19 protein-coding genes are annotated in these 20,427 nt (G+C 62.8%); 11 read left to right on the top strand and 8 right to left on the bottom strand.

Annotated features, from left to right (window positions below; all coding sequences use genetic code 11):
- Positions 1-1,266 carry an amidohydrolase family protein gene (locus ACI3K3_RS10080; RefSeq protein ID WP_404913453.1) on the top strand — a complete coding sequence of 422 codons (1,266 nt, stop codon included), beginning with the start codon at positions 1-3 and terminating at the stop codon, positions 1,264-1,266.
- Positions 1,267-1,560: 294 nt separating this feature from the next.
- Here the strand turns inward: ACI3K3_RS10080 and rpoD are convergent, their stop codons facing one another.
- Both rpoD and ACI3K3_RS10070 read right to left on the bottom strand, forming a co-directional pair.
- Complete coding sequence (gene rpoD / locus ACI3K3_RS10075; protein WP_404913452.1) at positions 1,561-3,594, bottom strand: RNA polymerase sigma factor RpoD; 2,034 nt, start codon at positions 3,592-3,594, stop codon at positions 1,561-1,563.
- A 292-nt stretch (positions 3,595-3,886) separates the two neighbouring features.
- Complete coding sequence (locus tag ACI3K3_RS10070) at positions 3,887-4,597, bottom strand: cold-shock protein (RefSeq protein WP_404913451.1); 711 nt, start codon at positions 4,595-4,597, stop codon at positions 3,887-3,889.
- 432 nt (positions 4,598-5,029) lie between these two features.
- On the opposite strand from ACI3K3_RS10070, the gene ACI3K3_RS10065 reads away from it, so the two are divergent.
- Positions 5,030-6,781 carry an alpha/beta hydrolase gene (locus ACI3K3_RS10065; RefSeq protein ID WP_404913450.1) on the top strand — a complete coding sequence of 584 codons (1,752 nt, stop codon included), beginning with the start codon at positions 5,030-5,032 and terminating at the stop codon, positions 6,779-6,781.
- Between the two features lie 52 nt (positions 6,782-6,833).
- Here ACI3K3_RS10065 and ACI3K3_RS10060 read toward each other — a convergent pair whose 3' ends face one another.
- The gene (locus ACI3K3_RS10060) at positions 6,834-7,766 is read right to left on the bottom strand and encodes an alpha/beta hydrolase (RefSeq protein ID WP_404913449.1); all 933 of its coding nucleotides are present in this window, start codon (positions 7,764-7,766) and stop codon (positions 6,834-6,836) included.
- A gap of 241 nt (positions 7,767-8,007) precedes the next feature.
- Between ACI3K3_RS10060 and ACI3K3_RS10055 the strand changes: the two genes are divergently transcribed.
- The 3 genes from ACI3K3_RS10055 to ACI3K3_RS10045 all read left to right on the top strand — a co-directional run bounded on the left by ACI3K3_RS10055 (position 8,008) and on the right by ACI3K3_RS10045 (position 10,457).
- Positions 8,008-8,772 carry an SDR family NAD(P)-dependent oxidoreductase gene (locus ACI3K3_RS10055; RefSeq protein WP_404913448.1) on the top strand — a complete coding sequence of 255 codons (765 nt, stop codon included), beginning with the start codon at positions 8,008-8,010 and terminating at the stop codon, positions 8,770-8,772.
- A gap of 24 nt (positions 8,773-8,796) precedes the next feature.
- The gene (locus ACI3K3_RS10050) at positions 8,797-9,549 is read left to right on the top strand and encodes an SDR family NAD(P)-dependent oxidoreductase (protein WP_404913447.1); all 753 of its coding nucleotides are present in this window, start codon (positions 8,797-8,799) and stop codon (positions 9,547-9,549) included.
- 98 nt (positions 9,550-9,647) lie between these two features.
- Positions 9,648-10,457, top strand: a complete 810-nt coding sequence (locus ACI3K3_RS10045) for an SDR family NAD(P)-dependent oxidoreductase (RefSeq protein WP_404913446.1) — start codon at positions 9,648-9,650, stop codon at positions 10,455-10,457.
- Between the two features lie 39 nt (positions 10,458-10,496).
- On the opposite strand, the gene ACI3K3_RS10040 is transcribed toward ACI3K3_RS10045, so the two are convergent.
- Positions 10,497-11,795 (bottom strand): cytochrome P450, encoded by a 1,299-nt coding sequence (locus ACI3K3_RS10040; RefSeq protein WP_404913445.1) that lies wholly within the window; start codon positions 11,793-11,795, stop codon positions 10,497-10,499.
- A 144-nt stretch (positions 11,796-11,939) separates the two neighbouring features.
- Between ACI3K3_RS10040 and ACI3K3_RS10035 the strand changes: the two genes are divergently transcribed.
- The 3 genes from ACI3K3_RS10035 to ACI3K3_RS10025 all read left to right on the top strand — a co-directional run bounded on the left by ACI3K3_RS10035 (position 11,940) and on the right by ACI3K3_RS10025 (position 14,450).
- Complete coding sequence (locus ACI3K3_RS10035; RefSeq protein WP_404913444.1) at positions 11,940-12,839, top strand: SMP-30/gluconolactonase/LRE family protein; 900 nt, start codon at positions 11,940-11,942, stop codon at positions 12,837-12,839.
- A gap of 308 nt (positions 12,840-13,147) precedes the next feature.
- Positions 13,148-13,570: a nuclear transport factor 2 family protein gene (locus tag ACI3K3_RS10030; protein WP_404913443.1), complete on the top strand. Its 423-nt coding sequence runs from the start codon at positions 13,148-13,150 to the stop codon at positions 13,568-13,570.
- Between the two features lie 13 nt (positions 13,571-13,583).
- A complete protein-coding gene (locus tag ACI3K3_RS10025; protein WP_404913442.1) occupies positions 13,584-14,450 on the top strand; it encodes an SDR family NAD(P)-dependent oxidoreductase in 867 nt (288 codons plus the stop codon).
- A 91-nt stretch (positions 14,451-14,541) separates the two neighbouring features.
- Here ACI3K3_RS10025 and ACI3K3_RS10020 read toward each other — a convergent pair whose 3' ends face one another.
- The 3 genes from ACI3K3_RS10020 to ACI3K3_RS10010 all read right to left on the bottom strand — a co-directional run bounded on the left by ACI3K3_RS10020 (position 14,542) and on the right by ACI3K3_RS10010 (position 16,775).
- Positions 14,542-15,132, bottom strand: a complete 591-nt coding sequence (locus tag ACI3K3_RS10020; RefSeq protein WP_404913441.1) for a carboxymuconolactone decarboxylase family protein — start codon at positions 15,130-15,132, stop codon at positions 14,542-14,544.
- Between the two features lie 289 nt (positions 15,133-15,421).
- The gene (locus tag ACI3K3_RS10015) at positions 15,422-16,015 is read right to left on the bottom strand and encodes a TetR family transcriptional regulator (protein ID WP_404913440.1); all 594 of its coding nucleotides are present in this window, start codon (positions 16,013-16,015) and stop codon (positions 15,422-15,424) included.
- A gap of 136 nt (positions 16,016-16,151) precedes the next feature.
- A complete protein-coding gene (locus tag ACI3K3_RS10010) occupies positions 16,152-16,775 on the bottom strand; it encodes a TetR/AcrR family transcriptional regulator (RefSeq protein WP_404913439.1) in 624 nt (207 codons plus the stop codon).
- On the opposite strand from ACI3K3_RS10010, the gene ACI3K3_RS10005 reads away from it, so the two are divergent.
- On the top strand, positions 16,774-18,198 hold the full coding sequence (locus tag ACI3K3_RS10005) for a carotenoid oxygenase family protein (RefSeq protein WP_404913438.1): 1,425 nt from the start codon (positions 16,774-16,776) through the stop codon (positions 18,196-18,198). The two genes, ACI3K3_RS10010 and ACI3K3_RS10005, sit on opposite strands and share 2 nt — an antisense overlap.
- A gap of 38 nt (positions 18,199-18,236) precedes the next feature.
- Positions 18,237-18,905 (top strand): VC0807 family protein, encoded by a 669-nt coding sequence (locus tag ACI3K3_RS10000; protein ID WP_404913437.1) that lies wholly within the window; start codon positions 18,237-18,239, stop codon positions 18,903-18,905.
- 27 nt (positions 18,906-18,932) lie between these two features.
- On the opposite strand, the gene ACI3K3_RS09995 is transcribed toward ACI3K3_RS10000, so the two are convergent.
- Positions 18,933-19,502, bottom strand: coding sequence for a helix-turn-helix domain-containing protein (locus tag ACI3K3_RS09995; RefSeq protein ID WP_404913436.1), 570 nt, complete (start codon positions 19,500-19,502; stop codon positions 18,933-18,935).
- A gap of 65 nt (positions 19,503-19,567) precedes the next feature.
- Between ACI3K3_RS09995 and ACI3K3_RS09990 the strand changes: the two genes are divergently transcribed.
- On the top strand, positions 19,568-20,419 hold the full coding sequence (locus tag ACI3K3_RS09990; RefSeq protein WP_404913435.1) for a DMT family transporter: 852 nt from the start codon (positions 19,568-19,570) through the stop codon (positions 20,417-20,419).
- Positions 20,420-20,427 lie beyond the last annotated feature (8 nt).

The following is a 20,427-nucleotide window of genomic DNA, read 5'->3' as shown; positions in this document are numbered from 1 at the left end:
ATGCTTCGCAGCTTCATCGGCAGCCTTGCCCTCACCTCCTCGCTTGCCGCGTTCCCGGTCCAGGCCGAAACCTTGGCCATCGTCAATGCCCATATCCTGACTCCCGGCCCGGTGGGCGAAGTGGACAACGGCACGATCGTCATCCGCGACGGCGTTATCACTGCCGCCGGCAAGGACGTGCCCAAGCCTTCGGGCGCGCGCATCATCGATGCCAGGGGCCATATCGTCACGCCCGGCTTCGTAGCGGTCAACACCGCGCTCGGCCTCACCGAGGTAAGCTCGGTCAGCGGTACGCGGGACGATCGCAACCGCAACAGGCAGATCAGCGCCGCCTTCGATGTCCAATACGGGCTCAACGGCAATTCCACCCTGATCCCGGTCGCACGGCTCGGCGGCGTCACCAGCGCCATCGTCGTTCCGGGCTACGACGACCGGGACGAAGACCGCCTGCTTCCCTTCGGCGGACAAGCGGCGGCAATATCCCTCGGCCAGGGTGCGCGCCTGCTGCTCAAGGCGCGGGTCGGCATGGTGCTGGAATTCGGCGAGGACGGCGCCACCCGCGCGGGCGGATCGCGCGCGGCGGAATTCGTGGAACTGCGCAGCCTGCTCGACAACGTGAAGTTCTATCGCGCGCACAAGGCCGCCTATGACAGCGGGAACTTGCGCGACCTTGGTCTATCGCGCCCGGACCTCGAAGCCCTGCTGCCGGTCCTCGACGGCACCGTACCGCTGATTGTCGACGTCCACCGGGCTTCCGACATTTCCGAGGTTCTGCGCCTCGCGAAGGAATACCGCCTGCGCGTGATCCTGAGCGGTGCCGAGGAAGGCTGGATGGTGGCGTCCGAGATCGCGGCCGCGCACGTCCCGGTCCTCCTCAATCCCACCGCCAATATCCCCCAGAGCTTCGAACTGCTGGGGGCAACGCTGGAGAACGCCAGGCGATTGTCGGAGGCCGGCGTGGAGATCGCGGTGGAGGGCAACGACGGCGGTCCCCGCGTTCGCGACTTGCGCTACAATGCAGGCATCGCGGTGTCGCGCGGGCTGCCCTATGCAAAGGGGATCGAGGCAGTGACGCTGGCGCCCGCGCGGATTTTCGGGCTGGAGGGTCAGATCGGCTCCATCGCTCCCGGCAAGCGGGGCGACCTGGTGATCTGGAGCGGCGATCCGCTCGAACCGCTGAGCGAGGCCTTGCAGGTCATCATCGACGGACAGGAGCAGCCGCTAACCTCGCGTGCCGAGGAACTACGCGATCGGTATATCGATTGAAGCCCTTTGCCGGGGCGAAATTCTCGCGCCCCGGCAAGTGCGAGGAGGAGCGTCAGGTCAACAGAGACCGAAGGCCTCCAAATACCGAGCCGCCAACTTCGACTTCAGCACCGGACCGCCCGCAATCCGGGCAGGTGTTGCGACCTTTGCCTAGTGTGTGGGGGGATTCAGTTCAGGTGGAGCCGAGAATGGCGGGCTTTTGCGCCCCGGAGCGCGACGTACTTATGTACGTGAGCACCGGAAGCGCGAAAGGCCGCCATTCGCAGGCCCACCTGGCCTAAATCCACAAACACCTTAGTCGAGGAACGCGCGCATGATGCGTGAACGGCTCGGGTGCTTGAGCTTGCGCAGCGCCTTTGCCTCGATCTGGCGGATGCGTTCGCGGGTCACCGAGAACTGCTGGCCGACTTCCTCAAGCGTGTGATCGGTGTTCATGCCGATGCCGAAACGCATGCGCAGCACGCGTTCCTCACGCGGGGTGAGCGAAGCCAGAGTACGGGTGATCATTTCCTTGAGGTTCGCCTGGATCGCGGCGTCCACCGGGATGATGGCGTTCTCGTCCCGGATGAAATCGCCGAGATGGCTGTCTTCCTCGTCGCCCACGGGGGTTTCGAGCGAGACCGGCTCCTTCGCGATCTTCAGAACGCGCTTCACCTTTTCGAGCGGCATCGACAGGCGCTCGGCCATTTCCTCGGGCGTGGGCTCGCGGCCCTGCTCGTGAAGGAATTGGCGGCTGGTGCGAACCAGCTTGTTGATCGTCTCGATCATGTGGACCGGGATACGGATCGTGCGGGCCTGATCCGCGATCGAGCGCGTGATCGCCTGCCTGATCCACCAGGTGGCATACGTCGAGAACTTGTAACCGCGGCGGTACTGGAACTTGTCGACGGCCTTCATCAGGCCGATGTTGCCTTCCTGGATGAGGTCCAGGAACTGCAACCCGCGGTTCGTGTATTTCTTGGCGATCGAGATCACGAGACGCAGGTTCGCCTCGACCATTTCCTTCTTGGCGATGCGCGCCTCGCGCTCCGCTTTCTGGACCATGTTCACGATGCGGCGGAACTCGGGAAGCGCCATGCCGGTGGCGGCGGCGATGTCCGAGACTTCCAGGCGAATGCGCTCCGCCGGATTGACCTCGGCCTCGGCGAAGGCGGCCCACTTCTTGTCCTTCTTGCCCACTTCGGCAAGCCAGGTGTCATCCAGTTCATGGCCCGTATAGGCATCGAGGAAGTCGGCGCGCTTGACCTTGTGACGCTCCGCCAGACGCAGCATCTGGCCGCCCAGCGCCGTCAAGCGACGGTTGAAGGCGTAAAGGTTGTCGACGAGGTATTCGATCTTGGCGGCGTGGAACTGCACCGATTCGACCTGCGCCGTGAGGTCTTCACGAAGCTGCTGGTACTGGTCTTCCTTGACGGCGGGGAAGCCGATGCCCAGCGCCAGAGCATTCAGGCGCTCGCTCTGCAGCGCCTCGAACGTGCGGAACAGGTCGGTGATGAGCGCGAACTTCTCGAGCGCTTCCGGCGTCAGCGTGGCTTCCATCTGGGCGAGCGAAAGAGTGTTATCCTCTTCGTCGTCCTCCACCCGTTGCTTGACGATCGGGTTGCCGTCCTCGTCGACCTCCTCGGAGTTGTCCTCGACGTCGTCCTCGTCCTTGAAGGTCGGACCTGCGGTGGCGGCGGAAATCTCGTCGTTGCCCTCGCCGTCCTCGTCGAGGTTCTCCGGCTGCGGGTCTTTCGACAGCATGGCATCGAGATCGAGAATCTCGCGAAGCTGCATTTCGCCCCTGTTCAGGGCTTCGGACCACTGAATGATGGCGTGGAAGGTCATCGGGCTCTCGCAGAGGCCCATGATCATCATGTCGCGACCGGCTTCGATGCGCTTGGCGATGGCGGCCTCGCCTTCGCGGCTGAGCATCTCGGCGGCGCCCATTTCCTGCAGGTACATGCGTACCGGGTCATCGGACCGCCCGGCAGTGTCCGCCTTCCGGCCTTCACCGACGCGGCGCCGGGAATTGCCCGCTTCCGATTCAGAATCCGAATCGCCGTCTTCGTCGCGGCCATCGATGGCGTCTACGCCATCCTGCTCGCCCTCATCCTCATCGTCGTCGTCATCGTCGTTCTCGATGATCTTGACGCCCATGTCCGAGATCGCGGCCATGATGTCCTCGATCTGGTCGGTGGTCATCTGGTCCTGCGGCAAAGCGGCATTCAGTTCCTTGACCGAAATGACACCTTTGCTTTTGGCGCGCGCAATGAACCGCTGGACAGAGCCTTTGTCCAGATCGAGAAGAGGGGAATCATTGTCGCTGCCAAGATCGTCGTTTGTCATGTGATCCGTAATTTTCTTAAGCCCCTGAACAGCTAAACCGCCGGGGGAAGATATAGTTCTCAATCAGACCGGCTGCAATCAGCCGCGCAGGGCGATCGATGCGGAGGAATTCAAGCCGACGCAATCAAGCAACCTGTTGACTTGATGGATATCAAGTCGGCGCAACGGAGCCGATGCGCATAGACCCAACGCAGAGGAGAAAAATTTCTCGACGCATCGGGAATACTTTTTCTGCGCCCGGAACGCCCGCGCCGAAGCCATGGCTGCCTGGGGCAGCCATGGCCGGACATTCTCAACGCTGGATCAGATTCACAGCGGACGCTTTGCCGCGACGATCGATCTCGATCTCGAATTCGAGCTGATCGCCTTCGGACAGTCCATGCAGACCAGAACGCTCGACGGCGCTGATATGCACGAACGCATCAGGCTGGCCGTCATCGCGCACGATGAAGCCAAAGCCCTTGGTTCCGTTGAAGAACTTGACCGTGCCGGTGGCCTTCTCGCCCGTCGACTGACGCGGAGCAGCCGGCGCACGCTCGCGACGTTCGGCGACGATCACCTCGCCCACGATGCTCAGTTCGGAGGCGGAAACCTTGCCGTTGCGCTCCACCAGCTGGAATTCCAGCTGCTGGCCTTCAGCCAGCGTTTCGAGACCGGCAGACTGCACGGCGCTGATGTGGACGAATGCGTCATCGCCACCTTCTTCAAGCTGGATGAAGCCGAAGCCCTTGTCCGGATTGAAGAACTTTACGGTTCCACGTCCCTGGCCGATAGCCTGGCCCGGGCCGCCACGCGAACCGCCGCCGCCAAAGCCGCCGCCACGCTGGCCGCCGCCAAAGCCGCCGCGCTGGCCGCCGCCGAAGCGATCGCCACCGCCGCCAAAGCGATCCCCGCCACCGAAGCGATCGCCGCCACCGCCGAAGCGATCGTTGCCGCCACCCCAGCGATCGTCACCGCCGAACCGGTCGCGACCATTGCCGCGATTTCCTCTGTCGTATGTCATATTCAAAACACCCAAAAGCTACGCTCGAAGAAACTTAATCCTCACGAGTGAACGTAGCACGTAAGGCCGCAGAATCCGTTTTCAGGATACAGGGATGAAAGGCGATAGCAGCGTAGCGACCATTTGGCGACTAAGTTATGCGGTCCGATCGATGTATAGCATCCAGGCGGCATTTATCGCGGCAATGGAGCCCCGCCATGGGATCATGGCTGCGTCTCCTGGCCGGCATAATCTGCCCACCAGGCAACTACCCTGCAACTCGGGCCATTTCGAGTACGCAAGCCAGAGAATCGGTCATAGCCGCGCGAATCCCTGAAACGGATAAAGGCCGTGGTCGCGATTTCATTTATCATCGAAGTTAAATTCCGGCAGATAGCCCAGCAGTAAATCCAGGCCTCGCCATATCTACCTACGTGCTGGTAGGACGCTATCATGAATGCCCTTGCCAAAGCCATCAGGCAGCTTCCTGCGCCGGGTCCCTCTTCTTTTCTTCAGCGGCTTCCCGGGCGCTTTTTGTTGTCCTTGTGCGGCACCGGCGTCTGGTTGGGGACGCTGTTCTTCGCCGCCTCGCTTACGCCCAGCCTCGTGCCGCGCAGCGGGTTGATTCAGGGTGTGTTGTCTGGTGTCGCCTTTGCGCTGGGGTATGGCGTCGGGGCCGGATTCCGCGGGTTATGGCGCTTCCTGCGTCTGCCGCCATGGGACGAGAGCCTGATCGGACGCAGCCTGAAAGTCGGGGCGGCGGCCACCTGCATTCTCATCGCCGGGCTGTTCCTATGGCGCGCATCCGAATGGCAGAATTCCGTCCGGCTGCCGATGGGTATGGCCCCGGTGGACAGCGCCCGGCCGGTGCTGGTGGGCGCGCTGTCCCTGGTGATAGCGATCCTGGGGATCCTGCTGGCACGGCTGTTCAAGGCGATGGCGCGGGGCATCACCCACCTGCTCGACCGCGTTGCGCCGCGCCGGGTATCGGCGATTGCAGGAACGATATTGGCGGCCGCTCTGTTCTGGTCAATCGGCAACGGCCTGCTGTTGCGCGCGGGCATTCGCGCGCTCGACGCGTCCTATCGTGAACTCGACAGCAGTATGGACAGTGGGATGCGACAACCTGCCGATCCGCTCAAAACAGGGAGTGAGGCGTCGCTGCTCAAATGGGCGGATTTGGGCCTGATGGGAAGGTCCGCCATCGCATTCGGGCCGACACGCGCCGAGATCGAACGGTTCACCGGCCAACCGGCCATGGAGCCTCTTCGCATTTATGCCGGCCTGAGATCTGCCGGTTCGATTGAAGAACGCGCCGCCCTGGCGCTGGCGGAAATGCAGAGAGTCGGTGCGTTCGATCGTTCCGTCCTGGTCATAGCCACGCCGACGGGCACGGGATGGCTGGACCCGGCCAGTCAGATGCCGCTTGAATATCTTCATCGCGGCGACGTTGCCACCGTGGCAGTTCAGTATTCCTACCTGCCCAGTTGGCTGGCACTGATGGTCGAGCCAGACTATGGTGCCGATACCGCGCGGGCGCTGTTCCGCAAGGTCTACGACCACTGGCACAAGCTTCCCCGCGACCGTCGGCCCCGCCTTTATCTCCATGGTCTGAGCCTCGGCGCGCTCAATTCCGATCTCTCGGCCGATCTGTTCGATGTAATCGGCGATCCGCATCAGGGCGCCTTGTGGAGCGGTCCGCCTTTCCAGAGCCGGACCTGGTTGCAGGCGACGCACGAGCGCTCCCCCCGATCGCCGGCATGGCTCCCCCGGTTTCGTGACGGATCGGTCATCCGTTTCACTGGTCAACGCAATGCGCTGGCTCAGGCCGATGCGCCTTGGGGGCCCATGCGGATCGTCTATCTGCAGTATGCCAGCGACCCGATCACTTTCTTCGAGACGCAGTCGGCGTTTCGGCCACCGGCCTGGATGAAAGGCCCGCGCGGCCCTGACGTCTCACCGGAATTACGCTGGTATCCGCTGGTGACTTTTCTTCAGCACGGGCTGGACATGGTGATCGCAACGACAACGCCTATGGGCCATGGCCATGTCTATGCGCCCGAACATTATGTCGATGCGTGGATCGCGGTAACGCAACCCCGGGGTTGGACGCCAGCAGCCATCGCCCGGTTGAAGAGCCATGTCGCAAGACGCGTCGAGAACCAAGCTATCGAAAAAGGTGAGCCGCCTATAACGACTGATTGATGCCGCTCCTCCCTGGGCCGACACGAGATGATGACGATGGCTCGGAAACGGCTCATCCAGGATCTGGCAGCAGGTACTTCAGTCCGTGAGTGAAGCCACGCGGCGCGACGCTGACGTGATCTTCGTCATTGAGAACTTCCGTCTGCAAATGCAGGGAAGGATATCCGCGGGATCGCAGGATTCGATCCATGTCCTTGGTGTCAGTCACCATGTTGGCGGATCTGGAAAAGCGCGCATCTCCCGGCCGCGTCTCTTCGTATTCGCCGATGTACATGTAGACCCGCGCGGGCAAGTCGCCATGCCTGGCTGTGTAAGCGCGCGCCTGATCGATCATGTAGTGGTGGTCATACCAGAACGAGGGGCTCCCCAGAACGTAGCCATCGAACAGCGCAGGTTCGCTCAGCAGGATCTGCATGCCGAGCAGTGAGCCGTATGAATGGCCCAGAAAAATCCGCCGCTTCTCGTCCGTCCGATAATGTTGAGCCACGAAGGGCAGCACTTGGTCCCGGACATAGGTTTGATAAGCCTTCGCCTGACCGTGCACCGCCCCCTTCGGCGATCCCGTAGGGCCATTGGCCGTCGGCGTATAATCGCGGCGGCGGCTTTCCATTCCGCCTTCTCCCTTTGCATAGGAAAGCCCGACGAGGATGAACTCTTCGACAGTCGGCCCTTCGACATTGAGGCGCCGCCCGATCTGCTTGAGCAGCGGAAATGCGTAATCGGCATCCGTCACATAGATCACTGGATATCGCCGCTCAGGCTGCGTGCGATAGGAGGGCGGCAGGGCGACGAAGATCTGATAATCTCGTCGCGATGCCGGATCGGGTACGTCCCACACTTCACTGTCGGTGACCTCATAGGGCAGCCCTTCCCCTCGCTGAACCGCTACGCCGGGCTTTTCTTCCGCTCGGGCCTGCCCCGTGGACGCATCGGCGCAGGCGGCAAGCAGGTTGGCGCAAAGGCCAATGGAAAGGAAATGCTTCAACAATTCTGCCCCCAGCCCTGACGGTCTCGCGCCCGGACCCCGCGCCCATGACCGTCGGAAGATATAACGATAGTAGAACGTTAGCAGTCGTTCCGAGAACTGTCTCGGTCATGCCAGCGCTGGGAAAAGGCGTTTCGCCGCATAGCCTTGAAGGCATTCCCCTTCGACATATCGCTCCGGCAATTGACAGCCGCACCGCCTCCGCTAACAATATGACGAACAAACGCATGGGAGAAGGCTGGTGGGCGGGACCGGAAAGCTGGAAGGCAAAGTTGCGATCGTGACGGGAGCCGGCCAGGGCATCGGGGAGGCCATAGCGCTTGGCTACGCGCAGGAAGGCGCCAAGGTGCTGGTGACCGGCCGCACGCTCTCCAAGCTCGATGAGGTGGTGGCGAAGATCGCGGCGGTCGGGGGCGCGGCTCTCGCGCTGGACGCGGTGGCGGGCGAGGCAGCGCAATCGAAGGCGACGATCGACAAGGTCATCGCCGAGTGGGGACGCGTAGACATCCTCGTCAACAATGCGCACTCGTTCACCGACTATCTTCCGCTATCCGACCCCAAGATGGAAGATAACTGCAAGGTGGACTTCCAGTCGGCCTTCTTCGGCTCGCTCCAGCTCATGCAGCTCTGCCATCCCCACATGGTCGCACAGGGCGGCGGCTCGATCATCAACATGGGATCGAGCTTTGGCATCCGCTGTGAGCCGGGCTTCCTTGCCTATGCGGCCTGCAAGGAAGCGATCCGCGCACTCACCAAGACCGCCGCGCGTGAATGGGGGCAGGACAAGATTCGCGTAAATACGATCTTGCCTTCCGCGCTCTCGCCCAAGGCGATCCGGTATCTGGAAGAGAGCAGGACCTACGACCTCGAACTGTCGAAAGTCGCGATGCGCCGCTTCGGTGCGCCCGAGGATATCGCGCCCACGGCCATCTTCCTCGCGAGCGACGCCTCCGAGTTCGTGACAGGTCAGACGATCGGCGTCGAAGGCGGTGCAACGATGCTCTGACGCTCATTGCGGGAGAGAGGCAACATGACAGAACGGAAAGTGGCGCTCGTGACCGGCGGCGGATCGGGCATGGGCCGCGCTACCAGCCTGCGTCTCGCTGGCGAGGGCCGCGCGGTGGCGGTGCTCGATATCAACGCGGCGGCGGCCCGCGCGGTGGCCGAGGAGATCGCCGCTGCCGGAGGCACGGCACTTGCCGTTGCGGCGGACATTTCCCGTCGCGAGCAGGTCAGGGCCGCGCTTGCCGAAATCCGCGGCGCGCTGGGCCCGGTGACGATCCTCGTCAACAATGCCGCGATCGAGAACTTCTGCCCGCTCGGCGAACTCGACGACGAGACCTGGGACCGGCTGATGGCCGTCAATCTCAAGGGCTTCTACATCGTGACGCAGGAAGTGCTGCCGGACATGGAAGCGGCCACATGGGGCCGCGTGGTCAATCTCTCGGCGATCGGCGCCCAGACCGGCGCACCCGACATGGCGCTCTACACGGCGAGCAAGGGCGGCATCATTGCAATGACCCGCTCCCTGGCCGTCGAGCTTGGCCGCAAGGGCATAACCGTCAACTCGGTGTCGCCCGGCTTCATCGATACGCCGATGGCGCGGCGGGCGATCGACGGCGACCTGTTCCCGGTGCCCTATGAGCAGATCGTCGCAAACTATCCGATCCCCCGGCTTGGCCTTCCCGAGGAGATTGCAGCGGCTTGCTGCTTCTTCGCCAGCGAGGATGCCGGCTATGTCACCGCACAAGTGCTGGGCGTGAACGGAGGCGCCGCCGTCTGAAGCGAACCGCCATCCGATGCTGCAAACTGGGCGACATCGACTTCGCGGGTGAGCTGATCCCGTTCGTCGAGACCCGTACTATGGAAAAGGCCTGAAGCATGGCGATTGCTGACGTTACTGCCCGTTCCCTTGGCGAGCTAATCTCACTGCAAGGCCGCTGCGCCGTCGTCACTGGCGGCGCGCAGGGACTGGGCAAGGCGATGGTGCGCCGGCTCGCTGAAGCGGGCGCAAACGTTCTCATCGGCGACCTCAAGGACGCCGATGCCCGCACCGCCGCAGAGGAACTGTCGGCGCAGTTCGGTACCAGGGTGATCGCAACAAGGCTCGACGTCACCGACAGCGCCTCCATACAGGCCACCGCGGCGCTTGCGACAGAGAAACTCGGAGGCATCGACATATGGGTCAACAATGCCGGGCTTTATCCCAACGTCCTGCTAAACGAGATGACCGATCCCGTCTGGGACCAGACCATGGCGGTCAACTTGCGGGGCGTCTTCGTAAGCTGCCGGGAAGCCGCCCAGCGGATGATCGAAGCCGGGACGGGCGGCGTTCTCATCAATGTCGTATCGACTGCCGGGTTCAGGGGCGTGGCGCCGGGCATGGCCGCTTACGTGGCTTCCAAACACGGCGTGCGCGGGCTCACTCGTCAACTCGCCATCGAACTGGCGCCGCATGATATTCGCGTGCTCGGCGTCGCACCGACGTTTTGCGAGACGGAAGGCAACATGGCCGCCCTCGCCGCCCTGCCCGACCGGGTGCGCAGCGAAATCGCGGCAACGCTCACCTCCGCGCTAGGGCGCGTCGGCGTTCCCGACGATATTGCGCGGGCGGTTCTCTTCTGCGCTTCCGACATGTCACTGTTCATGACCGGCAGCACATTGCTGGTCGACGCCGGAGAGACGGCCTGAAGCCATTGGCAGACGGGTTAACCGATCGCCTTGCCCGCATCACGCGGGCTCGATCTCGACGAAGAGGTCGCTCAGGCTGCGAAACGAATAAGTTGGCTCGAAGTTAAAGCGCCGGTCTCCCGGCCCTCCGTGATGATCATCCGCAATGCGGAAAGCCGCCGTGCACGCAAGCAGCCGCTCGATGGCGATCCGCGCCTCCATCCGGCCCAGCGGAGCGCCCAGGCACCCATGCGCCCCACGGCTGAAGCCCATGTGATCGCGCACGAACGGCCGGTCGAGATCGAATTCTCCAGGGTCCGCAAACTTGGCGGGATCCCAGCTCGCCGCCGTCAGCGATACCGCCACGATCGTGCCTGCCGGCACGGCGACCTCGCCTATCGATGTATCCTCCAGGGCAAGCCGGTAGGACATCTTCACCGGCGCATCGAACCTCAGGCATTCCTCGATGAAGTCCTTGATCCGGCCTGGATCGTTTCGCAAGCGGGCCTGTAGCTTCGGATCCTCGGCCAGGATGAGCACCGCCATGGCGATAAGCCGGGAGGTCGTGTCCTGCCCGGCTCCGAACAGGAAGCGAGCGAGTCCGGAAAGCACCTCGAAGTCGGGCGGCGAACCGTCCTTCATCCGGCTGCGGACAAGGTCCGACATCAGGTCGCCTCGATCGTTATCCTGGCGATCCTTGAGATAGCTATCGAACAGCGGCTTCATTGGCGCCAGCGGATCCGGCCCCACCTTGCCGACGTCACCGTCAAGCTGGCTCGGCGGGGCGCCGATCTGCTCCAGCAGGATGCCGCGATGCTCTATGGGAATGCCCATTAGATCGGAAATCGCATAGACCGTCACGGCATGCGCAAAGTCGGTGACGATGTTGACCGGGCGGCCGCTTTCGAGCCCTCCGATCAGGCGATCGACGAGATCCTCAAGATAGGCCTCGTTCTGCTTCAACCGCTTGAATGTCAGCAAGCTGCCAAGCAGCGCGCGATACTCGCCATGCTTGTTTCCGTCGAAAGCCACGAGGTGCTCGGACCAAGGCATCTGCGCGCGGTGCTCGTCAAGCTGCGCGCGGATGTCGGCGCCCTCGGGCGTGAACGGCAGGCCGGGAATGGGTCCGACGATCGAACTCGCATTGGAGAAAACGCCGTTGCGATCCGTCAGGACAGCCAGAGCCTCTTCGTAGCCGGTGACGACAAGCGTGCCGTAATGCGGTTCCCAGGCGGCCGGCGCCTGCGATCTCTTGAACTCGAAATAGGCCTTCGGATCGTCGATGATCGCCGGATCCTGATAGAAGTTGGGCTCGGTGTCGATGATGGCCTCCCTAGTCACTCCATGCGCGTTCGTCATGTTGTTAGCACGTCATCGGGAAGCCGGCAATGTGTGACGAGGAGCCCTTGACAGCCTCATGCGATGCTAACAGTCTGACGAACGATCATGGAAAACTGGTGAATGGCCGGATCACGGCGGCGAGGCTGGTAGAGGGGAAAAAGCATGTCAGATGCAACCATCGATGCATTCCAGAAGTTGGCTTCCGGCGTCTATCTGGAAGGCCTGGCCGTCGATCACGACCGGGACATCGTGTGGTACAGCGACGTCATCGCTGGAGGAATCCATGGAGTGAAGCCCGATGGCACTCCGCTGGCCAGCTTCAATCCCGATCGCATGTGGACCGGCGGAGTCTTGGTCAACACCGATGGCAAACTGCTTTCCAGCGGCCAGGGTGGCATCCTATGGAACGATCCCGAGACCGGCCGGTCGGGATGGCTGATCGAGAAGATAGACGGCCACCCCATCAACGGCATCAACGAGATGGTGCCCGACGGCCGGGGCGGCATCTTCTTTGGCACCAACGATATAGAGATGGTGATCGCAGCCGGCGAGCCGCGACCCACCGAGATCTACCGTCTGACCGCAGAGCTCGAACTGGTCCGCCTGGCAGACGGCATTGGCTTTTCGAACGGCATCATGTTCGATCAGGATCGCGCCAGGCTCTACTGCAACGATACCTTTCGGTGCACCTGGGCCTTCGACGTCGATGCCGATCTTCGCCTGGCCAACCAGCGCTGCCTTCTCGAAAAAGCCGACGTCGACGGCATGGCGCTCGATGCGAACGGCAATCTTTGGGTCACGGGATTTCGCTCGAGCCATGTCACCCGCCTGGCGCCGGAAGGGACGCGGCTGGCGGATTTCTCGACGCCGGCCGGTTCCGTCACGCAGCTTCGCTTTGGTGGGGCGGACATGCGCGACGTCTATGTCAACTCGGTCCCCTCCGACGGCGGCGACACGCTGAAGGAAGGTGGAGAAATGACCACGCGCGATTCCTTCCTGTTCAAGGGACGCTCGGAAACCCCCGGCATGAAGTTCGCGCCGCCGCGTTTCGCCCTTGGCTGATCGTCAGATTTACTTTGCCGCCAAACTCGGCCGCCGTTTCGTTCAACTGCATCGTTGCGAAATTGCCTGCGAGACTGGGCGCACTGGCAGGTCATTTTGCTAGCATGGCAGCATCCTGCCCTCAACGCCGGCTTCATCTAGCCTTGGATCATCGCCCCTACGGCACTTGGCCTGACGGGGTCGGCGGCGCATTGACAACCCCGGACCGCCCGCTAGCAAATTGACGAACAGCGCGCCGTTTATGGCGCGACGACGACGACGAAATCGGCGGGATACCGCGCCGATCGCGGCATGGGAGATCTCAAGGCATGTCTGGACAGGGGTTCGAAGACCGATTTCTCATCCGGGAACTCTATGGGCGCTATGCGATGGCGGTGGCTCGCAGGGACGGGACCGAATGGCTGGAGTGCTGGGGCTCGGACGCCACCTGGAAGACACCTCATTTCGAAGTGACCGGCCGCACCGCGCTTGAGCAGATGTGGGGCGCGACCTGGAACGATTTCGAGAGCGTGACGGTATTCAACGAAGTAGGAGCCATCTCCTTTTCGGGCGAAGGCGCGAGCACGCTGTCCAATGTTTTCGAGGTCATCGCGCTCAAGGCAGGCGGCACGGCGAAGATGACGGGCCTCTATACCGACAGGTTCGTGTACGAGCGCGGCGCGTGGCGGTTTTCCTATCGCGGCTACGAATCGATCGCCCGGGAGGCTTCGCCTTCCGCAGAAGCGTCCTGAAGGAGATCGGCACGTGCCTGAGAAAACCATCGCCATCGTCACCGGAGCCAGCCGGGGCGCCGGACGGGGCATCGCCATCGCGCTCGGCAGCCATGGCTGCACCGTCTATGTAACCGGGCGATCGGAAAAGCGGGGCGATCATGCCCTGCCCGGCACCATTTACGAAACGGCCGAGGCGGTAACCCGTGCCGGCGGCAAAGGTATCGCAGTGCGCTGCGATCATGGCGACGACGCGCAAGTCGAAGCCCTGTTCGATCAGGTCCTGTCCGACGAAGGCCGGATCGACATCCTCGTCAACAATGCCGCCGCCGTCTACGACGAACTGTCGATGCCCGGCCAGTTCTGGGAAAAGCCGCGCAAGCTTGCCGACATGATCGACGTCGGGATACGCAGCGGCTACGTGGCCAGCTGGCTGGCGGCCCCGGGCATGGTTGCGCATGACCGCGGCCTCATCGTCTTCACGTCCGCTTCCGGCGCCGCGCATTACTCCATGGGTCCGGCCTATGGTGCGCACAAGGCCGGGCTCGACAAGATGGCGTTCGACATGGCGGTGGACTTCAAGGCCGCCGGCACCAACGTCTCGGTCCTGTCGATCTGGATGGGGGCGCTCGCCACCGACCGCCTGCTGGGGATGATCGAAGCCGACCCTGATAAGTTCAGCTATCTGCGCGACCAGATCGAGACGCCGGAATTCACCGGCCACGTGATCTGGGCGCTCCATTCCGATCCCGAACTGGCAAGTCTCAGCGGCGAAACCGTGATCGGGGCGGAGATGGCGGTGAAATATGGCGTGACCGATGAAGGCGGCCGCCAGCCCCCGTCATACCGCGACAGCCACAAGGTGGCTCCCCGTGGCTATTACCCCCTCGTGATCCGCTGATCGGAACTACCGGCGCGCGCCGGAAGCGGCGAGTTCCTGTTCGACATCGATTGCCGGCATTGTTCCGGCAATCCCGCGTCAAAACCGTTCGTCACCCCGCTTTAGCCCGATTCTGCGAGAACTGCGCGAAATCGGGCTCCACCTCGACGCCCATCGCCACCAGCCCCCAGGCAACCATGGTGAAATAACCAACCGCGTGTACCAGATCCATCACCGTGCGAAGGTCCATCGCGGCGGTCAACCCGGCCCAAGTCTCGTCGCTGACTTTGCCGCCGTTGCCGATCTCGTCGATGGCGGTGATCAGCAGACGATCCCGCGCGTTCCAGATCGGGTCGCCTGGGCCGACGCGAATAGCCTCGATCTCCGCGTCGCTGACACCCAGTTGCTTGGCCCCCAACGAGTTGTGGGCCCACTGATAATGGGATTCATAGCGATGAGCCACGCGCAGGATCAGCAGTTTAAGCTCGCGCGCGCCCAGCCCGGATTCGAGCATGAAATAGCGCCCAAGATCCAGCGAGGCTATTGCCAGCTGGGGATGGTTGGCCAAGGTCATCATCGTATTGGACCGCGAACCTTCGCTACGCGCTGACTCGCCCTCCCAGTAAGCGAAGACGTCGCGCGCCTCGTCGGTCCACGCTTCCTTCGCGAGAGGAGCGACCCTTGGCCGGTTGCCGATCACCATTGCACAGTCTCCTCGATGCCGGATGCTGTATGACGATCGCGCATGAGCCACCATCCTGTCCCTGAATTCGTTGAACAGGTGTTTAGCCCAAGCCGTTCTCGCGGGTCAATTTCGCATGGCTATGCCGACATATAGTCGAGCGAGGCTCGTTGCTAAAATAGTGACGAATATCGGCACCCTGAGAAGAAGCGAACACCGCCGCCTGGAAACGACTGTGGCATTCATCGCCTCGGCGTTCGCCTCTCCCAACAACATTGAGAGTTTCGCGGCATCGCGCGAGGAGAGGCTTTCAGACAGGCTCCAGGGAATCGAGTATTCGGGTAACCACCGCAATGGCCCCCTCATGCCCCATGCTGACGCCCAGATCAGCCTCGCGCGTCAGCGACAGGGCAAGGCTGGTCGCCAAGAGTGCCAGGGCGTCGGCGTCCATTGGCAGTCTGGCCGATCGCGCCACCAGAGCTTCGGAGATGGCTTCCGTCTGGATCCGCCGTGCTTCCTCGATGAAGTGGATCACTTCCTTGCCCAGCCCGTCGATCCGCCCGGCAAGCGCCATGAATTCCGAGATCAGCCGGGCATCGGTCGTGTGGATGCACACGTCCCATATCTCACGCAGCGGGAGATCCGACGACCGCGCGGCCGCCAGCCTTTTCAATTCCCGTTCGGACAAGCGACGGAATGTCGCGACGATCAGGTCGTCCATCGTGCGGAAATAGTAGTATACGAGGCGCTGCTTCACGCCGATGTGCTCGGCGACGCGGCGAGAACTCAGGGCGGCGTGACCTTCCTCGCGCAAGATGGCTTCCGCACCGTCCAGCATGGCTAGCCAGTTTTCCGACCCCACCGGCCCCATGCGCCGCTCAGATACTGGTTTCGTGTCCACCATCAGCCCCAATCCATTCGGCGGAATGACTAACTGCCGAAGCGAGCGGCGTAAACCCTCGGGAAACCAACGCCGCTGCCCCGTTCCAGCTGCATCGGAGCCCGCCTGCGCGCGTCGGGTCGATCTCGGCCTGCCGTCGTCAGCAGATGGCTCGGTCTATGAGGTCGTCATCGGCCGGCACCTGGCCATCGAGCAGGAGCATCGCGAGGCCGTGGACGAGCGCCCAGGCCTGAACCGCGTGAACGGCCTGCTCACCGCCTCCCCGCGCGGCGGCCGCCGCCGCATTGGCCTGCAGAAGACTATGCGCCTCCGAGTTGATATCGCCCTGCACTTTGCCTTGAGACAACGCCGGCGATGCGAAGATGAGGCGAAACAGCGCCGGGTTGGCCAGTGCGAAACGGACATAGGCCCGGCCCGTTTCCTTGAAGCCCGCTGTTCCGCCGCCTACGGCTTCTGAAGCCGCCCGTTGCGCCGCGCCGAGCTGCGCCAGCCCTTCGAGGGCGAGTGCCGTCATCAGCGCCTCCTTGTCCGGAAAGTGGCGATAGACCGACGTGGCGCTGACGCCGACCGACCGTGCGATCTCGCGCAGCGACAACGAATCGGCCTCTCGCTCGCCCAGCATCCGCAGACCTTCGGAGATCAGGCTCTGGCGCAGATCTCCATGATGATAGGGCTTTTTCTCTATGTTGACACTGTTATCTTTTGCATTCATAGTAACAGCGTAAACATTGGAGGCGCATATGGGAAGCCTTGTCGAAAACATGATCCGGGACACCGTTGGCAAAGGTGTGGAAGCGCTGGCGGGATTCAACCGGAAACGGCTGCCTGCGCCGGTCGGCGGGAACCCTTTCCTCACCGGCATTCATTCGCCGATGGACGAGGAACTGACGCTGTTCGAGCTTTCCGTAACCGGCACCATCCCTGCCGGACTGGACGGACGATACCTGCGCATCGGGCCCAACCCGGTGAGCGCCGATCCCGCCTCCTATCACTGGTTCATCGGCGACGGCATGGTCCATGGCCTGGCCATCGAGGACGGCAAGGCACTGTGGTATCGCAATCGCTGGATCCGCTCCAACGCCGTTGCCAAGGCGCTGGGCAAGGAACCTGCACCCGGCCCTCGCCATCGGTTCGATACCGTGAACACCAATGTGGTCGGCATCGCCGGGCGCACTTTCGCGCTGGTCGAAGGCGGCAGCTATCCCGTCGAACTGGGCGAGGATCTGGCCGATCAGGCCTACAATCCCTTCGACGGATCGTTGCAGGGCAGCTTCACCGCGCATCCACATCTCGATCCCCGAACGGGAGAGAACCACGCGATCTGCTACGATGGCCGCGATCCCGGCACCATCCGCCACGTCGTGATCGATGCCGATGGCCAGGTCATCCGCGAGGAGCCTGTTTCGGTGCGTCATGGACCGATGATCCATGACTGCGCGATCACCGACCGCTTCGTGGTGATCCTCGACATGCCGGTGACCTTTTCGATGAAGACGCTGATCGAAGGGCACGGCTTTCCCTATCGCTGGAATCCAGAGCACCCCGCCCGCGTCGGACTATTGCCCCGGCACGGCACCGAAGACGACATCCTGTGGTGTGCGGTGCCGCCGTGCTACGCGTTCCATGTCGCCAACGCCCATGACGCGCCGGACGGCCGGGTCGTCCTCGACCTCTGCGTCTATCACACGATGTTCGACGATGCCGCAGCCGGCCCGAATTCGCGGTGCCGCGGCTTGGAGCGCTGGACCATCGATCCGGTGCGCCGATCGGTGGAGATCGAGACACGCGATAGCGCCGCGCAGGAGTTTCCTCGCATCGACGAGCGCTTCTTTGGCCAGCCTCATCGCTTCGTGTGGAGCATCGCCACGCCCGAGGTGCCGAGCGAGCAGTTCATCGGCGCAACCGCGATCTTCGCGCACGATACGGCAACCGGCACCCGCACCGGTCACGATTTCGGACCGGGACGCTTTCCAGGCGAATTCGTCTTCGTCCCAGAGAGCCACGACGCGCCTGAAGGGCACGGCTGGCTGATCGGTCTCGTGGTCGATCTTCCCAACGAGGCGACCGATCTCGTGATCCTCGACGCCCGCCGCTTCGCCGAGGAACCGGTCGCCACGATCCATCTTCCGCATCGGATCCCACCGGGCTTTCACGGCAACTGGATCGCCAACGGCGGCCCGCAGTGACGGCCGCCCCTCCCCTTGACTCGACTGGCCAGAGCACGATGAACACCACCCGCCCTCTCGACTGGATCCGGCGCCGCGGGCCTTCCTTCGCGCTGGATTGCGCCGTCAATATCGCGGCTCCGCTGGCGATCTACCATCAGACGCAAGGGCACTGGGGAGAACTCAACGCCTTGCTGGCTTCCTCGATACCGCCGCTTCTGTGGGGTATCGGCAGCTTTCTGCGCACCCGGCGCATCGACGCGCTTTCGGTGCTTGCCGTCGTCGGCATCGGCCTGTCGACACTGGCCTTTATCGGAGGCGGATCGGCGCAGATGCTGCAATTGCGCGAGAAGCTGGTGACGCTGATCATCGGCCTTGCCTTCCTGGGATCGGCGGCGATCGGCAAGCCGCTGATCTATCCGCTGGCCCGGGCGACGATGGCGCGTCAATCGCAACGGGCGCTCGCCGATTTCGACGCCAAGGGCAACGATGCGCTCGTGCGGCACACCGTGATGGTGATGACGCTGGTCTGGGGTATCGGTCTGCTATTGGATTTCGCCCTATCGGCGGCGATGATCTACATGCTCTCGATCGAGCAATATCTCGTGGTCGGGCCGATCATCGGCTATGCCATGATCGGAGGCTTGATGCTCTGGACGTTCCTGTACCGCCGTTATCGGACGCGATACGCCGATGCCATCCGCGCCCAGGCCATCGCAGACGACTGACCATCCGCATCGGCTCATATATTCAGTTCAACAGACGACGACGCGCGTGAACCTGACGATCTCATCGCCCACGTTCGTGTAGGAAAACGCCTGTGCGCTGCTGTAGATTGCGAAGTCCTGCGCATCGACGGTAACGGCCCCATCGGCCTTGTCGATCCGCAGCCGCCCTGCGGATACGAAGATCATCTCGTGCCAGCCTGCCGGATCCGGTTCGGCGACATAGCGATCGCCAACCCCGAGCGACCAGGACCAGAGCTGAGCCGATGCAGCCGCAGGAACGCTGCCGAGGAGCACAGCCTTGCTGGCATCGTCGCTTCCCCTCCAGGTGAGCGCTTCAATTCGCTCGGGACTGACCTGCGGATCGGCAACCATCGCCACGAAGTCGACGCCGAGCGCCCAGGCCAGCTTGTCCAGGCTGGATAGGCTGACATTGGTGTCGCCTCCCTCCAGATTGACGATCATCCGGCGGCTGACGCCGGAAGCCTCCGCGAGCGCCGCCTGGCTGAGGCCTGCCAGATGCCGCAGTCGCTTCAGATTGTCGGAGACGTGCGAAAGTACATCGGTTCGTGTGGATTGACTGCGCACTATATTGCTCATAGATGCGCATTATGTTGCACAACGACGCTCCACGCAAAACCTTTTTCAGCCGCCAGGAAGCTGCCTTGATCGGGATCACCCTGATCTGGGGTTTCACGTTCCTGATCGTACATCTGGCCGTTGGACACTCCGGCCCGTTGTTTTTCGTAGGCCTTCGCTTCGTCGCGGCGGGCCTGCTTACGATGGTCGTGTTTCGCGGGGCGCTCCGTGGCCTTACGAAGACGGAACTGGTGGCCGGATCGGCGATAGGCGTGACCATCTTCCTGGGGTACGCCTTGCAGACCTATGGCCTGCAATCGATCAGCAGCAGCACATCGGCTTTTCTGACGGCGCTCTATGTGCCGATGGTACCGCTCATCCAATGGCTGGTCATGCGCCGACCGCCGCGTGCGCTGACTTGGGCCGGTATCGCTCTCGCTTTCGTCGGTCTGCTGTTCCTTGCCGGCCCTGATGCATGGCAGGTCGGCCTCGGACACGGAGAAGTCGCCACGCTGCTCAGCGCCGCAGCCATCGCTGCCGAAATCATCCTGATCGGCCGGTTCGCATCGGAAGTGGACAGTTCCAGGATCACCGTCGTGCAGCTTCTGGTAGGCGGCCTGCTATCTTTCGCCATGATGCCCATCGCCGGCGAAAGCATTCCGGCCTTCTCCTGGGTTTGGCTGCTCGCCGGACTTGGCTTGGGCATTGCAAGTGCTTTGATCCAGCTGACGATGAACTGGGCTCAGAAATCCGTATCGCCCACAAGAGCCACGATCATCTATGCCAGTGAACCTGTCTGGGCCGGCATCATCGGCCGGATCGCAGGCGACAGGCTTCCCCCGCTGGCGATTCTCGGCGGCGTCTTCATCATCGCCGGTGTGATCGTCAGCGAACTCAACCCGCGCAGAAGAAGCCATGGCGAACTCCCAGCCGAGTAAGCGGGCGC

It is taken from the genome of Novosphingobium sp. ZW T3_23 (genome assembly GCF_044987305.1).
In the GTDB taxonomy this organism is placed as follows: Bacteria; Pseudomonadota; Alphaproteobacteria; order Sphingomonadales; family Sphingomonadaceae; genus Novosphingobium.
Note: the sequence above shows the minus strand (reverse complement) of the source record. Positions and strands in the feature narration are given on the sequence as shown.

Bases quoted from the DNA above. Each gene is read 5' to 3' on its own strand.
- ACI3K3_RS10080 (WP_404913453.1), top strand. From the start codon at position 1: ATGCTTCGCAGCTTCATCGGCAGCCTTGCCCTCACCTCCTCGCTTGCC.
- rpoD (WP_404913452.1), bottom strand. From the start codon at position 3,594: ATGACAAACGACGATCTTGGCAGCGACAATGATTCCCCTCTTCTCGAT.
- ACI3K3_RS10070 (WP_404913451.1), bottom strand. From the start codon at position 4,597: ATGACATACGACAGAGGAAATCGCGGCAATGGTCGCGACCGGTTCGGC.
- ACI3K3_RS10065 (WP_404913450.1), top strand. From the start codon at position 5,030: ATGAATGCCCTTGCCAAAGCCATCAGGCAGCTTCCTGCGCCGGGTCCC.
- ACI3K3_RS10050 (WP_404913447.1), top strand. From the start codon at position 8,797: ATGACAGAACGGAAAGTGGCGCTCGTGACCGGCGGCGGATCGGGCATG.
- ACI3K3_RS10045 (WP_404913446.1), top strand. From the start codon at position 9,648: ATGGCGATTGCTGACGTTACTGCCCGTTCCCTTGGCGAGCTAATCTCA.
- ACI3K3_RS10040 (WP_404913445.1), bottom strand. From the start codon at position 11,795: ATGACGAACGCGCATGGAGTGACTAGGGAGGCCATCATCGACACCGAG.
- ACI3K3_RS10035 (WP_404913444.1), top strand. From the start codon at position 11,940: ATGTCAGATGCAACCATCGATGCATTCCAGAAGTTGGCTTCCGGCGTC.
- ACI3K3_RS10030 (WP_404913443.1), top strand. From the start codon at position 13,148: ATGTCTGGACAGGGGTTCGAAGACCGATTTCTCATCCGGGAACTCTAT.
- ACI3K3_RS10020 (WP_404913441.1), bottom strand. From the start codon at position 15,132: ATGGTGATCGGCAACCGGCCAAGGGTCGCTCCTCTCGCGAAGGAAGCG.
- ACI3K3_RS10015 (WP_404913440.1), bottom strand. From the start codon at position 16,015: ATGGTGGACACGAAACCAGTATCTGAGCGGCGCATGGGGCCGGTGGGG.
- ACI3K3_RS10005 (WP_404913438.1), top strand. From the start codon at position 16,774: ATGATCCGGGACACCGTTGGCAAAGGTGTGGAAGCGCTGGCGGGATTC.
- ACI3K3_RS10010 (WP_404913439.1), bottom strand. From the start codon at position 16,775: ATGTTTTCGACAAGGCTTCCCATATGCGCCTCCAATGTTTACGCTGTT.
- ACI3K3_RS10000 (WP_404913437.1), top strand. From the start codon at position 18,237: ATGAACACCACCCGCCCTCTCGACTGGATCCGGCGCCGCGGGCCTTCC.
- ACI3K3_RS09995 (WP_404913436.1), bottom strand. From the start codon at position 19,502: ATGAGCAATATAGTGCGCAGTCAATCCACACGAACCGATGTACTTTCG.